Source organism: Paenibacillus sediminis (assembly GCF_017873765.1).
GTDB lineage: Bacteria > Bacillota > Bacilli > Paenibacillales > Paenibacillaceae > Paenibacillus_AG > Paenibacillus_AG sediminis.
In genome coordinates this window covers 26,427-43,250 of the sequence record NZ_JAGGKP010000005.1, presented here as the reverse complement: position 1 = coordinate 43,250, position 16,824 = coordinate 26,427, and the positions used below count along the sequence as shown (strand labels likewise).

Sequence of the window (16,824 nt, the reverse complement as noted above, 5' to 3'; positions counted from 1 at the left end):
TAAACGAGAGAGGTTCTATTTTTGTCGAAAAGAAAGGGACTCAAGAAAATCCCTCGAAAGGCATTTTCTTGAGTCCCTCATTGATCACTATAAATTCAAAGAATCGTATTAGTTCCCTGTACGAGCCAGCTCTCGCATGTTCGCTTCAAACGCTGCAAGTAATGCAGCTTCGCCGGATAGACCCGTATTTTGGGCTTTGTCAATCTGCTCCAGCATTCGTTTATAATCTTTAGGAATGATACGGACAAAGTTGTTTAATAACTCATCCCAATGATCTAAGATATTTTGTCCGACACTGCTGTCTGTATATAGAACGTGACGTTCGATCATACCGCGAAGTTCTGCCGCTTCATCTGCCTCTTCAACACGTTCCAGAAGTACCATCTCCAAGTTGCAACGGGTTACAAACGTGCCTTTTGGATCATAGACATAGGCGATGCCGCCGGACATCCCTGCAGCGAAGTTACGCCCTGTATCTCCAAGAACAACGACCCGTCCGCCTGTCATATATTCACATCCGTGATCTCCTACACCCTCAACAACAACGTTCACTCCGGAGTTACGAACCGCGAACCGTTCACCTGCAATACCGCGGATATAAGCTTCGCCACTCGTCGCGCCGTAGAAGGCAGTATTGCCGATAATAATGTTTTCCTCTGGGACGAAAGTCGCTTTTGGAGAAGGTTTAACGATAATTTTACCGCCCGATAATCCTTTGCCAACATAGTCATTGGAGTCGCCTTCGACGATTAAAGTCATCCCTTTAGGTATGAATGCACCTAAGCTTTGCCCTGCTGATCCAACGAATGTGAATTGAATCGTATCTTCAGGAAGCCCTGCAGCACCATATTTACGTGTGACTTCACTACCGACAATCGTACCTGTGGCACGGTTCACGTTACAAATTGGCAATGTAGCTTTCACAGGTTCACCGCGCTCAATTGCAGGAGCAGCTATGTCTAAGAGCTGCGTCATATCAAGTGTCTCTTCCAGGCCGTGATTTTGCTGCTGTGTATTGTAGCGGCTGCTGCCCTCTGGCATTTCCGGTACGTGAAGCAGCACGGATAGATCAATACCTCTTTTCTTCCAATGTTCATCCGCTTTAACGGTATCTAGACAATCCGTCCGTCCGATCATTTCTTGAACGCTGCGGAAGCCAAGTTCCGCCATAATTTCTCGCAAATCTTGCGCAACAAATCTCATAAAGTTGACGACGTGCGCTGGGTCACCAGTGAAGTTTTTGCGGAGCGCTGGATTTTGTGTAGCAACCCCAACTGGGCATGTATCCATCTGACAGACGCGCATCATAATGCATCCTAATGCTACGAGCGGAGCTGTCGAGAAGCCGTACTCTTCAGCACCTAGCAAAGCAGCAACAGCGAGATCGCGTCCATTCAGCATTTTACCGTCCGTCTCAAGTACGACTCGGTCGCGCAAGTTGTTAATCATGAGCGTCTGGTGTGTTTCAGCGAGACCAATTTCCCAAGGCATTCCTGCATGTCTTATGGATGCTTGCGGTGAAGCACCCGTTCCTCCGTCATAGCCACTGATTAGGATAACATCTGCACGGCCTTTAGCAACGCCGGCTGCGATCGTGCCTACACCAACTTCCGAAACTAGTTTTACGTTAATGCGCGCTCTTGGATTTGCATTTTTCAGATCGTAGATCAGCTCTGCCAAATCTTCAATAGAATAGATGTCGTGATGTGGAGGCGGTGAGATAAGACCTACGCCTGGAGTTGATCCCCGAACTTCCGCAACCCAAGGATAAACTTTACGGCCAGGAAGCTGTCCGCCTTCACCCGGTTTAGCACCTTGCGCCATCTTAATTTGAATTTCATCAGCATTTACTAAGTAATTTGACGTAACACCAAAGCGTCCAGATGCAACTTGCTTAATCGCACTCCGGCGCGAATCGCCATTTGGATCAGGAATGTATCGCGCTGGATCTTCGCCGCCTTCTCCTGTATTACTCTTACCGCCAATTCGGTTCATCGCAATAGCGAGACTTTCATGGGCTTCTTTACTGATGGAACCGAAAGACATCGCACCTGTTTTGAACCGTTTCATAATTGATTCAACAGACTCTACTTCTTCAAGAGGTATTGGATCGCCGACTGGTTTGAGCTTAAGAAGTGATCGCAGCGTTAGATGCTGCTCATTCTCACCTTGGACCAGTTTGGCATATTTTTTATACAGCTTATAGTCATTCGTTCTTACTGCTTGCTGCAGAAAATGAATCGTTTGCGGATTGAACAGATGCTCTTCTCCATCTGCACGCCATTGATACTCACCGCCAGAATCAAGCACTTTATCATTTCCGTCTTTATCTGTAAATGCGCGATTGTGATGGGCCAGAGTTTCAACTGCAACCTCTTCAAGTCCAATTCCGCCGATTCTTGAAGGTGTCCATGTGAAGTATTGATCCACAAATTGTTCCCTCAAGCCGACTGCCTCGAAAATTTGGGCGCCGCGGTACGATTGAATCGTTGAAATGCCCATTTTGGACAAAATCTTAACAACGCCTTTTGTCGCTGCTTTAATGAAGTTTTTCACAGCTTTCTCATGTGAAATACCGCGCAGCATACCTTGCTGAATCATATCATCAAGCGTTTCAAACGCAAGGTACGGATTGACCGCACTTACGCCGTAACCGAGCAGAAGCGCAAAATGATGCACGTCACGAGGTTCACCCGACTCAAGCAAAATGCTCACCTTCGTACGTGTGCCGCGGCGAATTAAATGATGATGCAAACAAGATACAGCTAGAAGCGACGGAATAGCCGCATTCTCTTGATCAACTCCGCGATCGGATAGAATGATAATGTTATGTCCTTTCTCAATGACACGATCGGCTGCATCACAAAGCGTTTGGAGTGCTTTCCGCAGACCTTCTGCCCCTTCCGCTGCCGGGAAGAAAATCGGTATCGTCATCGATTTGAAGCCTGGACGGCGAATATGACGAAGTTTGGCAAATTGTTCGTTCGACAGTATTGGTGTATCTAGACGAACTTGACGACAGCTTTCAGGCTCAGGCTGAAGCAGGTTCCGCTCAGGTCCTATCGTCGTTCCAGTCGCAGTTACAATCTCCTCACGAATCGCATCAATTGGCGGATTTGTAACTTGGGCAAACATTTGCTTGAAATAGTTGAACAGCCGCTGCGGACGATCCGATAGAATGGCAAGCGGAGCATCGTACCCCATCGAAGCCACTGCTTCAGCACCGGTCGATGCCATCGGTTCAATAACTTTGCGTAATTCTTCATATGTGTATCCGAACGCTTGCTGAAGCTGCTGCACATTATCATGCTTAGGCTCTGGAAGTTCCGGGGATTCAGGCAGATCTTCCAAATTAACGAGATGCTCATCAAGCCATTCCCGGTAAGGATGCTCAGAAGCAATCTTTGATTTCACTTCTTCGTCCGAAATGATACGTCCTTCAGCGGTATCTACTAGAAGCATACGGCCTGGACGAAGGCGATCTTTATACAGTATGTTTTCCGGAGCAATATCGAGAACACCCGCTTCGGAAGACAGCACAATCATATCATCCTTTGTTACATAATAACGTGATGGACGAAGTCCATTCCGGTCTAGAATAGCACCAATTTGAACACCATCGGTAAATGCCATTGCCGCTGGTCCATCCCAAGGTTCCATCAATGTACTGTGATATTCGTAAAATGCTTTTTTCGTCTCATCCATGCTCTCATGATTGCTCCAAGGCTCTGGAACCATCATCATAGCAACATGCGGCAATGAACGCCCGCTTAAATATAGAAATTCAAACGTATTATCAAACATCCCTGTATCTGAACCGTCCGGATTAATGATTGGTTTAATTTTCTCCAGATCATCACCGAATACTTCAGACGCGAACAAAGCTTGACGCGCATGCATCCAGTTCACATTCCCGCGAAGCGTATTAATTTCCCCATTGTGAATCATAAAACGATACGGATGCGCCCGCTCCCAGCTTGGGAACGTATTCGTACTGAAACGAGAGTGCAGCAGAGCAATCGCCGATTCTAACGTTTCGTCTTGCAAGTCCAAGTAAAATTGCCCAACTTGTGAAGTGGTAAGCATCCCCTTATAAACCACTTTGCGGCAAGAAAGACTGGCAATATAGAACGAATCCCCATGTTCGATACCGCTGTAACGAATCGCAAGTTCCGCACGGCGGCGAATGACATAAAGCTTCCGCTCAAATGCTAGATCATCTTGATCCGCAAGCTCTGAACTCCGTCCAATAAACACTTGACGCACGTAAGGTTTTGCAGCCTTTGCCGATTTTCCAAGCATTTCATCATACGTTGGTACGGTACGGAAACCTAGGAATTGTTGTCCTTCTTCCTCAATGATATCTTTGAGCATTTGCTCATGGCGTTCGCGAACGTTGACATCATGAGATAGGAATATCATTCCTACACCGTATCCACCTGGATCAGGAAGATTAAATCCTAATTTATTTGCTTCTGCTGCAAAAAAACGGTGCGGAATTTGAATCATAATTCCTGCGCCGTCACCTGAATTGGGTTCGCTTCCTTGCCCGCCGCGATGCTCCATATTCGCCAGCATGGTAAGTGCGTTACTCACTATTTCATGGGAAGGTTTACCCTTAATGTGTGCAACGAATCCCATCCCGCACGCGTCTTTTTCAAATTGTGGATCATAGAGTCCCTGTTTTGGAGGTAAGCCAGTATGTCTCATGGAACCGCAACCTTTCTATTATAAAAATATGAATAAGGATTAACGAATGAGGAGAGTAAAGCAAAAGCGGTTAAAAGAAAAGCTCCGATCGACCGTCTTATATCGAAGACTGCGTCTAGAAGGAACTTTTGAAAACAATTTATAATTATAAGAATGATTAATGTTGATGCATTTTCTTGCATGAATAAAACTTTTCGCATTTGATTAATTTAAATCATTTTAACACCGACCTAACATGAAGGCAATTTAAACTTTTTATGACTATGATAAGTAATATTTTGCATTGAAGCTTTAACGCATTAATGTTCGTTATGGACATAACAATTGTGCATAATTATACAAATAAACAACGATTTTATCTATTTACTTATGATAATTTATACAAAAAATCTCCTTTGATCGCTCAAAGGAGATTGTGAGAATTTTGAAAATTGATTCAGGCAACTGCGGTTTGGTCTTGACTGCTTTTCGCTTTGCGGGAATCCTGGATAAAGAACAACAATGTGAAGATGATACCTAGGACACCATAGATCGCAAGCGTAGCAACATCACTCCACATTAGGCTCCAATCTCCACTGGAGATGACCGCTCTATAACCTGCCACTGAATAAGCCATTGGGAGCCACGGATGGAATGCTTTCATCCAGTCTGGAATAAGTTCAAGCGGGAATGTACCTGCACTCGTCGACAATTGAAAGATAAGAATCAAAATAACGATAAAACGTCCAGGCTGATCTAACCACGTCACAATGGCCTGAATTAACATCATAAACGTTAAGCTCGTAATAAAGGTAAATAGATAAAATAGCGGTACACTCTGCACATGAAGTCCAAGGATATACAATATAATGGTGCAGGCCAGCAATGATTGAACAATGCTCATCCCTGCAAAAGTCAGCGTACGGCTTATAAACCGACCAAAAGCTGTTGCACCTTGAACGGTAGTTTCACGCATAGGTACAACAATAGTAACGAGTAGAGCGCCCACAAAAAGACCGAGAGATAAGAAATACGGTGTAACGCCAGTACCATAGTTCGGTACTTCATTATGTTTCTTCTCATTTATTTGGACAGGCTCAGCGTACATATCGATCATGGAGTCATTCGATTTAATAGAAGCTTTAGCGGCAGCATCGTTCAATTTCGTTGCGAGTTCGTGAGAACCGCCTGTCAATTTGGATGTTCCATCTTTTAATTGACCAGCACCGTTATCTAGTTGCTTAGAACCGTCTGCAATCGTGGATGCGCCATTAACTAGCTTAGTAACACCGGCATGCAGTTTCTCAGTACCTGCATCTAGCTGACTTGCTCCAGAAGCTAACTGCTTACTTCCAGTTGCCGCTTCTGACAGCTTGCCTGTAAATTGTTGCAAGCCCTGTGACAGCTGAGTTTGCCCTGTATTCAGCTGCGAGGCACCTGCAAGGAGCTTCTGTTGTCCTTCAGACAATTGTTCGCTGCCTTGAACGAGCTGTTCATGGGCTGCATGAAGTTGTGTACTGCCTTGTGAGAGCTGCTGCTCCCCTTCGTGAAGCTGCCTACTTCCGTCAGCTACAGATTTACTTGCTGCGAGAAGCTTTTGTACGCTCTCATTCTTCGCAAGATCCGGATTTGATTGCACCAGCGCTGCAAGCCCATCTGCTACACTTTTTGCACCTTGAGCTAGGTTTGCGCTAGCTTGTTCAGATTGCTTAAGACCTGCTTCAAGCTGCCTGCTTCCTTGCTCGGCTGATTTTAACCCGCTGGTCAGTTGATCCGCTCCAGCAGCCGATGATTTCAATCCCGTTTCAAGTTCAGAAGAACCTTGTGCTGCTTGTGCAGCCCCGTCTTCTAGCTTCTGACTCACTGCAACAAGCTGCTGCAGGCCGCTCGACAAGCTTGCTGCGCCTTGATCGAGCTTCACTGCACCATTGTGCACATCGACTGTACCTGTATTAAGAGTGGTAACTCCTTCTTTCAGCGCAACAGTCCCATTCGTGAGCTTTGCTAAATTTTCTTTTAACTTAGCTACACCTTTATCGACTTGAACAGCACCATCATCAATTTTGGTCGCACCATCTCCAGCGTCAGCTAAACCATTTGAAAGTTTGTCCACTTGGTCCAGCATCGTTTCCGTATAAGCTTCAGTCACTTTGGCGGAAACTTTTGCTTTAATTTCTTTGACCGCATTCCTCCCGATTTGAGATGCTACAAAGTTACTTCCCTCGTTCGGTTCAAAAATAATCGTCGCCTTCTCAGGATGATCGTTCATCAGCGTTGTCGCTTTTTGTGAGAAATCTTCTGGAATGGTAATGATCATATAGTAGCGATTGCTATCGATTCCTTGCTCCGCTTCCTTCTGGGACACAAACTTCCAATTGAAATCATCGCTCTTCTTCAGCTCATTGATTAAATCAGAACCAACCTTTAGTGACTTACCTTCATAGATAGCCCCCTTGTCTAAATTCACTACTGCGACAGGCAACTCGTTTAATTTACCATATGGATCCCAAAATGCTGTCAATAGAATCCCCGCGTACAAGACAGGTATAAATAGGACACCTGTCATTTGTACAAGCGACTTTCGATTTTTCAGAGCTGCCGCTATGTCTTTAAGAAAAACCGATATAGGTCTCATGTAAGCCTCTCTCCTCTTTCTATGATTTTTAATATAAAACATCCGTCTTTGAAACTTTATGACTAAAATCCTCAAACGGTCAGTCAAGACTTGAAAAAAACGTCTTTCGACGTATTTATTCTTATTCAGGCTTGGGCAGCAAACCCGTTGTCAGTAATAAAAGCACATACTCCTTAATTTGCTCCTTACTGAGCGGTTCGTGTTGTCTGTTCCAGTCTGATGTTAAAGCGATATACATTTTTAGCATCATAAACGATACAACTTTCGTATCACAAGGCTTTATTTCCTTCTGCTCAATCGCATGTTGAATTTCCCGTTCAACATAACCCAAAATGGCTTTTTCTATTTTGCATAGACCATCTTGAGCCTGTCTAGTACCCACTTCACGAACCTCCTGAGACAACTTGACGAACAGTTCGTGCTGTTCACGAAATTCAAGCAGTGAATCGAGTACTTGATAGAGATTGGTGAAGAAAGGCTGTTCATGCCGTATATCTCGATCTGCGATCTTCTTCATTTCTAGAATCGCTTCATGTAAAATTTCATCAAACAGCTCTTCCTTATTTGTGAAAAATGTATAGATGGTTCCTTTGCCAACGTTCGCAATCTTCGCCACCTGGTCCATCGTCGTCGCTTTGTATCCAAAGAGGGCAAACGATTTAGCCGCTGCTTCAAGCACTTGTTTTCGACGATCTATCTCAGGCATTCCGATCCCTCTCTTCTATAACTATGATGTACCCAGCTCGCTAATGACCAAAATTCAAATTCGGTCAGTTGGTCAATGACTACTTTATCATGAAAATTTTCAAACTTCAACATACTCTTTTTCAAAAAAAAATCCCCTTCTGGGGATATCGCTCTCCGCGATTTATCATTCACTATTCATCGTTTAAATAGCACCCTTTTCAAGCAGCACGTTACTATATAGAAATGTAAGCCAGCTCGCATGAACCATTTCATCAACCGTAGCATCATAGAATATACGGCGAACTTCGGGATCATAGGTAGATCGCTGAATCCGGTTATAAATTTTTACATATGTCAGCTCAAGCTGGATGGCTGCTTTTAAGCCGGATACATAATTTTGCGGCAGCTCGACGCTATTAAATACAGGATAGCAACCCGTCAAATAATAATACAATTTTGTAAAATTAGGAAGGTGTTCCTTCTGCTCATCTACACGGATATTTTCGATATACGTTTTATGATCTGCCGGCGCAAGCTGCTCTAATCTTCCATAGAAACGAATGGCTCCATATTTCGCTTGAATCACATTCTGCAGTTCAGGAATGGATATAGGCTCTTGCGTATAACCGAATCGCTTTACGTTATCGTTTATATTTCGGTTTATCAATACTGGCGAGTACATTGGCGGCTTATACATGACACAAATCATCCCCCTACAGGCTTATTTACTCAGCTTATGCCCATAGGTGAAACTTGTGACTTATAAAATGTGAACCTTTTTTAATCATTAAATTTCAATGCTTTCTCCAATTTGCAGTGCAATACCTTGTATACCCTTCTCCTGAAGCGCATTACAAAAAGCTGTTCCATTCTGCTCTATAATAGGAAACGTATTATAATGAATAGGAATGACCCGTTTCGCCCGAATCCACTCTGCTGCGATTAACGCGTCTTCAGGTCCCATGGTGAAAAAGTCACCGATTGGCAGTGCAGCCGCATCGATCTGGTTCAGCTCGCCGATCAGCCTCATGTCGCCAAACAGCCCCGTGTCCCCAGCATGATAGAATGTTTTCCCCTCCATAGTCAGCAATATCCCTGCAGGTTCACCTGCATAAATAGGACCATTTTCCGTCTCAACCGATGAAGAATGAAAGGCAAGTGTAAATTTTACCGTAACCCCTTCCAGTTTGTACTTGCCGCCAATATTCATACCAATTGTCTTAACGCCTTTACTTTCCCAATAATCCGCTAATTCCACGATTGCAATAATCGGACAATTGTTATTCCGAGCGATCTCAATACTGTCCCCAAAATGATCGTTGTGACCATGCGTTAACAATATTGCATCGACTTTCACATCACCCGATTTAATGACTGCATGAGGATTCCCCGATAGGAAAGGATCAATAATAACTCGTTTATTGCCTCCTTCCACTAGAATCGTGGAATGCCCGTAATAAGTAATTTTCATAAATACACCCCCTAATATGGTTAATATGCTTAAATTTCATTAATAACTATATGAAATCCGACTCCGCGTAAGTACTTCAGATCCGGTTCAGGTTAACTGAAAAGATTCAAGTTCTTCGTACATCGGCTGAGCGTTCAAATGGGAGCGATACAATACAAAACGATCGACAGAAAAAGCCGCTTCTATCGTGTCTACAGGAGCCAATTCCGCGTTAAATTTCTGCTCTGCACTCGCGTCATATTTGCTGGCAAGCGTAATATGCGGCCGGTAAGGGCGGTCTTCCGGTACGAACCCCACTTGTGAAGTCGCTGTTACGATCGCCTGTTGTAAACGATTCAGCGCTTGCAAGTCCCCTTGCAAACCTGCCCATAGCACTCGCGGCGCATCACGAGAGCCGAAGGTTCCTAATCCGTGCACAGTGAGAGAAAATTTAGTCTGATGCATGCCAGCCTCTCGTAATACGGAGATTAGCTTGTCCATCTGCTCTGGAAGGGTCGCACCTAAAAACTGCAGTGTAATATGATAATCATCTATATGTACCCATCTTCGAAAATGAAGGTTCGCTTTATGTCTATCACACCAAGATTGCAATTGCTCCTTAATCGCAGATGGAATAGGTACAGCTACAAATAAACGCATTGATGTTTCTTTACTCATGGCCCACACTCTCCAGTCGGCAATAATTGATTAACATTATTTTACATATTATAATAATGAATTACAAATTAACGGGAAATATGTAACGCTCTACACTTATGAAATATAAAAAAAGACTCCTAAACATTAATGATTAGGAGTCTCTCTGCTGCCAATCTACTCGCACAGCAGCACTTGACGTTTAAAATTCCCTTTACGGACATTGCAACGATCTTTAATATTAAATCCCGCTTCAATAACTGCATCATCAATATCTTCAACGGTCACTAAGACTAGACGCTTCGTTAATTTGCGTGCACTTTGGAGCATACGCAATTGCTCATCAGGTGAAATGACCGAGCATACATTGTACGGCATGTCCACAATTGCCGCGTCGTAGTTTCCTTCTAAAGTTGTCATATCAGCAATTTTAACGACATTCGGGTAACCGAAATGAGCTAGATTCACTCGTGCCCCTTTCACAGCTAAGGGATTAACATCGAAGCCCACAATATCAATACCCATCGACAGAGCTTCAACTAATACCGTCCCTATGCCGCAGCACGGATCAATTACTTTTTTGCCTTCTGAATCAGGAACCGCAACATTAACAACCGCTCTTGCGACGCGGGTACTAAGCGCTGTGGAATAGTTTTGAGGTTTATTCATATGGTGCAGCCATACAGCTTCACTCATCTGACATTCTCCAAGTACCCATCTGTCGCCCAAGTAAAGAAGACCAAAAGTAATATCCGGCCCCTTCATTTGCGCCTCCCCTGTAATGTGCTGACCAATCTCTCGCTCAACAGCACGCCGCTCAGTATAACTGTAAGTATCGTCAGTCTTCATAAATACAATTTTGAAAGTACGATCCGTTAAGATGATGTCCTTCACACGATTACACAACTCTTCTAAACTATTTGCCTCATGCGTAACTTGAATTCGGCTTCGGATAAATGGACTGTGACTCGGATCAATGAACCGCTCGCTTTCAATGTAGAAATCTTCTGTAATCGATCCAAATAAAACCGCCAAGCTCATTCTGCACAGTTCCAATTCTTCCTCAGGACAAGCATACGTATAAATATATTTCATTGTCTCCCCCATACTGCGATTAAATAACACGTCATTGATAACCTTTATTGAAGTGACATGACCTCTGCAATTAATTGATATGACTTCAGTCTCTCCTTGTAGCTCCCCTTGGAATTGATTACGATGAACTCGTCCGTTTCATAGGTTTGACTTAATTTTTCAAGTTCCAATTGAACCAGCGATGGATCACCAATAATATCAGCCTTTTCACCGCCCGCAATCCGGTTAGCTTCTTCTGTCGTTTCCGCACAGATGATACTTATCGCGACAATGGCTTTTGGCTCGCTCATTAGCTGGCTTGGCTGAAATTGTTCACGGTAAGCTGCCAAGACCGACTTTCCATCATGCTCACTCATAAATTTGCCAAATACATAGCCAGTACCATACTCAGCCGCATATCCAGCACTCTTCACGTTTGTTCCCAAGAGCCAGAGACTCGGCGCTTCGGGCGGAATCGGCCTTGCTTGAACAGGAACATCCTCATAGCGATATTTCCCAGTTAATAAATCACGCAGAGCTTGAATCGACTTCGGCAAATTGCGAACATGTTCTAAATAGTTACCACTTAACGCCATCGAGGCATGGGCAGATCCACCTGGAGCTCGTCCGATACCTAAATCAACTCGTCCAGGATATAACGCTGCTAATAAATGAAATGCTTCAGCTACCTTTAGAGGGCTGTAGTGCGGAAGCAGCACAGCCCCGGAACCTAGATGAATCGTGCTCGTGCGAGCACCAATGTGCGCGAGCAATACCTCTGGAGTTGCTGAAGCGAGTGCCTCCATATCGTGATGCTCTGATGTCCAGTACCTCCTATAACCCCATTTCTCAGCGCTTTGCGCAAGCAACACCGCTTGATGTAGTGCTCCGACATCATCTGTATCTTCCAGCACAGGAACAAGATCGAGCACGCTTAATTTTATATTTGTCAAAAGTTCTACACCTTCTCATTATTGTTCAAAAATTGATTCATCATTTAAGATAACATAGTGACATAATTAATCAAGATGACGATGGCGTACGCCAAGGGTAATAGATACATTCACCAGTATCGATTCGAATCCATGTTTCAACATCCTCGGAGCATTCTCTCATTCGGATTATTCTTGCGCCGCGATGCTCAAATCCATAGGTATTATATCCTGTAGCGCGACCGTAATATAGTTTAATTCCATTCCAGTCCCCGCCGTAATCATTCAGGTGATCGTGTCCTGCGAACACGGCGATCACATCCCTGCATTCAAGCATAGCAGCGTACATGCCGGAATTGATCTGTGCACAGCATACTTCCTCCTCTTTAGTTCCGCGAGTACTCCCCTGTTCCCATAGCTGTTTATACTCTTGTAGAGGGATATGAAAGAATGCGAGAGCTGGTACAAGGCGACCGTTATTATGAGAAAAGCTCATCGATTCGTTGCGGAACCACGCGATCTGATCAGGCTGTATCCATCCATAGCCTCCAATAGACTCAGGCGCATAATCACCGGAGTCGAGGAAATAAAGTCGCGCAGCCGGAGCATTGTCCTTGTTGCCAATCACAGTTATTACATGATTACCGATGCCGGAAATGGTCTTTGGCCCAGGCTCTGAAAGTCCGAATTTACTTCCCGTGCAAATGGCCATTAACTCCTCACGTGTCACTCCTGCCTCTGCATCATGGTTGCCGAACACGACAGCCCATGGTATCCCAAGCTCCTCTGAAATGCTGACCGCCTGCCTTAAAGCGGCAATAGGATCATCGCAGCCCATGCTGTAAATCGTGTCACCCGTATAAACAATGAGATCAGGCTTCTCCGCATGCATGATATTCCTCATAAGCAGTAATGACTTTTGATCAAGCTCATCTCCTTTTTGCCAGTGGACATCTGTAAATTGAACGATCGTAAATGTTCCGTCCTCACGAAATCGCAAAGGGCTCTTTTGATTATCCCATTTCATAAGCAACGCTCCTTTCTCCCGCAACCTGCCTGCATCAAAGTCGTTCACCTATTTTATAGCTATGAGCCAAACCGAATCGTATACACTTAACTATCATGATGAGCAAAAAATAAAAAGACCGATAAAGCCATTGCTTTACCGGTCTCTTCTGTGCTGTTTAATCCAAATCGTAAATAGATCCCATCTTCAGCCCATACAATTCATTATATATTTTCTCGGCAAAAAAATCCGTCATCCCCGCGATATAATCTATAATCATCCGCTCCCAGGTCCAAACGGGATTCGGCTTTGCCTGTTCCTTCTCAAATCGATTCAGCCAATCACTCGGAATAATCGCCGTCGAAGTACTTTGATCCAGAAATGCATCCCACAATCTACGAATAATCCACTCGCTTCTCTTCTGCAGACGCTGTACACGTAAATCTTTAATCATCGTTACCCATGCAAAACTTTTCAGCACACTGACCGTGCGCAGCATATTTTGATCTTCTTGTCCTTCTTTTACAAAGGTAACCTTCTTCCAAGCTCCGTCCTCAATGACGCCAAGACTCGTTACAAAGCGATTGACCCAGTATGCCTTCACTTCGCGGCGTGTGCTTGATAAATCGTGCTCGCATATGATCAGCTTTTCTCTCCATACATCTAAATAGAACGACAACACATCGTCTACTTTTTTCTCAATGGCTTGTAGGCTTTGATCTTTCCAGAATACATCCTCAAGCGTTGTAATCTTCTCAATAATTAATTTTTTAAGGGAGGGGTCATTGAAAAAATGCTCGTGAACTTGAATTTTTCCCGCTTTGATGCCATCTTCAAGATCATGCGCGGAGTAGGCAATATCATCGCACAAATCCATTAGCTGCGCCTCTAGTGTCATTTTGCCGTATGGAATGCCCCACTCAGATCTAACTTCCCGAATATAGTCCCACTCATGTCGGTACATCCCCTTTTTGTTATCGAGACCCGAGTAGGGATATTTGTTAATACCGAGCAGTACCGCATTCGAAAGGTTGAGGCCGTCGTACTTTTCTCTTTTCTCTAGAAACATAATCAATCGGAAATTGTGCGCATTGCCTTCGAAATGTTCGTAAAGCGCGCGCTTCTCAGCCCACAATTGCTGCTTTTGTTCATCAGTCACTATTTTCCCCTGAATTTCATCCCGGACCTTTTGCTTAATAAAATTGTCGAGGATGCTCGCGAGCACCTCTTCTCCTTTATGACCAAAAGGCGGATGCCCAAAGTCATGTGCAATTGCTGCGCATTCTACCACTTCATTGTCGATGACAAGTCCTGGATTGTCTGCGTACTCCAAATTTACTTCTTTATATTTGTTCATCAAGCTCTTCGCAGCCTGCCTTGCAATTTGTGCCACTTCAAGCGAATGGGTCAATCGGGTGCGATAATAATCACCTGTACCTGCGCCGAACACCTGAGACTTCCCTTGCAGACGGCGGAATGTAGGAGAGTGTATCAGTCTCGAGTAGTCACGTTCATATGCCGTTCGAGGGGAACGTTCTCTCGTCTTCTCATTATATTGTCTGCGTTCTCTGGGTTCTGACATTTTCATACTTCACATCTCCTAAACAAGGTAATTGGAGTGATTATACACATTTTTACGTTAAACATAAAGGCTCCTCTAATGAGAGATCTATATCATTCATTAATATATATCTTAGTTTGTAATTTTATATAACATATTGTCGAGCTGCCCTAACTATTTGAACCATGTTAACACTGCGAATATGTAAAATGATATTCAAATTCACAATTATTTGTTAATATTAGGAAGTAATTCAGTATTTTGGGGGGAGGATGATTTTTTTAATGTTTGCAAGGATTCGGTTTTTATTTGTATTACTGTTAATTTTCCTTACATTCAGCTCACTAGGGACAGCTCTCGCTGAAGAAGTACCAGCTTCAAATGAAGTGAAAAGCTCGGCTGTTCCCCCAACTGGAACACACATCACGATTTTACATACCAATGATATGCATGCCAGATCCAAAGAAGCTTCACCTGAAATGGGCTTTGCCAAGCTCGCTGGAATCATTCAAGATTATCGCGGTAAAAATGCGAATACGCTGCTGCTTGACGCAGGTGACGCCGTTCACGGCACTACCTTTGCAACCCTTGTCGAAGGTGAAAGCGTCGTGAAAGTGATGAACGAAATGGGTTACGATGCGATCGCTCCTGGTAATCATGAGTTTAATTATGGTTACAAGCGGCTTGTTGAGCTGTCAAAAATGTTGAGTTTCCCGATGATCAGCGCCAATGTGAGAACAAAAGACGGCAACACGCTTTTTGAACCATATATCATTAAGGAAGTAGGCGGTGTGAAATTTGGGATTTTGGGTTTGACTACACCAGAAACCACTTATAAGACCAATCCTAAAAATGTGGAAGATCTAACGTTTACAGATCCATCGGAAGAGGCGAAGGCGATTGTTAGCAAGCTGCGCGGTCAAGTCGATGTCGTCATCGCTCTTGCTCATCTAGGAATGGACGCTTCGAGTAAAGATACCAGTCTTAAATTAGCCAAAGATGTTCCTGGTATCGATATCATCGTCGATGGACACAGTCATACGGTGCTACAAAACGGATTGTCAGCAGACCATGGAACGCTTATTGCAAGCGCTGGTGAATACACGAAATATATTGGAGTCATTGATCTATGGGTCGATAAAGCAAAGATGACGAAGAAAGAAGCTACGCTGATCGATGAGAAAGAAGCAGCGAATATAAAACCAGATGCGAAGATTGCTGAGCTTGTAGATTCGATCTCAAAGAGTCAAGAGCCGCTTCTAAGTGAAGTCGTAGGTGAAACCGCAGTGAAGCTGGAAGGAACGCGTGAATTAGTGCGTGCTGGTGAAACGAATCTCGGTAATCTGATTACGGATGCACTCCGTGACATATCGGGAGCAGACGTAGCCCTCACGAACGGCGGAGGAATCCGCGCTTCGATTGATACAGGCACAGTCACAAAAGGGGACATCATTACAGTTCTTCCATTCGGCAATCAAATTGTTACGCTCAAAGTATCCGGTGCAGATTTATTGGCAGCCCTGGAGAACGGGGCTTCTGATTATCCGAATCCAAAGGGCGGATTCGCACACGTATCCGGTATGACCTACAAGATTGACGCATCCAAACCAAAAGGCAGCCGTGTTCATTCCGTACTCGTAGGCGGTAAAGTACTCGACGTTAAAGCGACCTATTTGCTTGCAACCAATGATTTTATCGCTGCTGGCGGTGATGAATATACGATGTTTACGAAATATACTCAAGCTGGTCTATTCGGTTCGATGGATGAAGCCGTTATTGCTTACATGAAGAAATTAGGAAAAGTAAATATCGCCACTGAAGGCCGCATTAGCGAAGGTAAAGCTCCTGTAGCTCCTGTACAAAATAATCTGCCTGAATCCACTCCTCTACCTCAACCGCAAACGAAACCAGAACCATCAAAGAATAGTACCACACCTGCTAAGCCCGCTTTAGAAGCACAAGTATACGTAGTTAAAACTGGCGATTCACTATGGTCTATTGCTAGAAAGTACGGAACGACGTGGCAAATGCTTCGCGACTTGAATCACTTGAAAAATCCAAATTTAATTTATCCGGGGCAAAAGATTATATTGCCTAACGGCGCATGATAAGCGGATAATTGTTTTATTAAAG

At 44.1% G+C, this 16,824-nt stretch carries 11 protein-coding genes; 1 reads left to right on the top strand and 10 read right to left on the bottom strand.

The window, feature by feature from the left end; all coding sequences use genetic code 11:
* Positions 1-108: 108 nt before the first annotated feature.
* The 10 genes from gltB to J2Z20_RS11095 all read right to left on the bottom strand — a co-directional run bounded on the left by gltB (position 109) and on the right by J2Z20_RS11095 (position 14,718).
* The gene (gene gltB / locus J2Z20_RS11140) at positions 109-4,710 is read right to left on the bottom strand and encodes a glutamate synthase large subunit (RefSeq protein WP_209849684.1); all 4,602 of its coding nucleotides are present in this window, start codon (positions 4,708-4,710) and stop codon (positions 109-111) included.
* 436 nt (positions 4,711-5,146) lie between these two features.
* Complete coding sequence (locus J2Z20_RS11135) at positions 5,147-7,324, bottom strand: YhgE/Pip domain-containing protein (RefSeq protein WP_209849681.1); 2,178 nt, start codon at positions 7,322-7,324, stop codon at positions 5,147-5,149.
* A 121-nt stretch (positions 7,325-7,445) separates the two neighbouring features.
* Positions 7,446-8,030 (bottom strand): TetR/AcrR family transcriptional regulator, encoded by a 585-nt coding sequence (locus tag J2Z20_RS11130; protein WP_209849678.1) that lies wholly within the window; start codon positions 8,028-8,030, stop codon positions 7,446-7,448.
* A gap of 183 nt (positions 8,031-8,213) precedes the next feature.
* Positions 8,214-8,708 carry a ferritin-like domain-containing protein gene (locus J2Z20_RS11125; RefSeq protein ID WP_209849675.1) on the bottom strand — a complete coding sequence of 165 codons (495 nt, stop codon included), beginning with the start codon at positions 8,706-8,708 and terminating at the stop codon, positions 8,214-8,216.
* A 90-nt stretch (positions 8,709-8,798) separates the two neighbouring features.
* Positions 8,799-9,482, bottom strand: a complete 684-nt coding sequence (locus J2Z20_RS11120; protein ID WP_209849673.1) for a metal-dependent hydrolase — start codon at positions 9,480-9,482, stop codon at positions 8,799-8,801.
* An 87-nt stretch (positions 9,483-9,569) separates the two neighbouring features.
* Positions 9,570-10,139: an RNA 2',3'-cyclic phosphodiesterase gene (gene thpR, locus J2Z20_RS11115; protein WP_209849662.1), complete on the bottom strand. Its 570-nt coding sequence runs from the start codon at positions 10,137-10,139 to the stop codon at positions 9,570-9,572.
* A 156-nt stretch (positions 10,140-10,295) separates the two neighbouring features.
* The gene (locus J2Z20_RS11110; protein ID WP_209849659.1) at positions 10,296-11,213 is read right to left on the bottom strand and encodes a TRM11 family SAM-dependent methyltransferase; all 918 of its coding nucleotides are present in this window, start codon (positions 11,211-11,213) and stop codon (positions 10,296-10,298) included.
* A gap of 44 nt (positions 11,214-11,257) precedes the next feature.
* Positions 11,258-12,145, bottom strand: coding sequence for an MsnO8 family LLM class oxidoreductase (locus tag J2Z20_RS11105; RefSeq protein WP_209849656.1), 888 nt, complete (start codon positions 12,143-12,145; stop codon positions 11,258-11,260).
* A gap of 70 nt (positions 12,146-12,215) precedes the next feature.
* Positions 12,216-13,151: a metallophosphoesterase family protein gene (locus J2Z20_RS11100; protein ID WP_209849653.1), complete on the bottom strand. Its 936-nt coding sequence runs from the start codon at positions 13,149-13,151 to the stop codon at positions 12,216-12,218.
* A 157-nt stretch (positions 13,152-13,308) separates the two neighbouring features.
* The gene (locus tag J2Z20_RS11095; protein WP_209849650.1) at positions 13,309-14,718 is read right to left on the bottom strand and encodes a deoxyguanosinetriphosphate triphosphohydrolase family protein; all 1,410 of its coding nucleotides are present in this window, start codon (positions 14,716-14,718) and stop codon (positions 13,309-13,311) included.
* A gap of 257 nt (positions 14,719-14,975) precedes the next feature.
* On the opposite strand from J2Z20_RS11095, the gene J2Z20_RS11090 reads away from it, so the two are divergent.
* On the top strand, positions 14,976-16,799 hold the full coding sequence (locus J2Z20_RS11090) for a 5'-nucleotidase C-terminal domain-containing protein (protein WP_209849647.1): 1,824 nt from the start codon (positions 14,976-14,978) through the stop codon (positions 16,797-16,799).
* Positions 16,800-16,824: the final 25 nt, after the last annotated feature.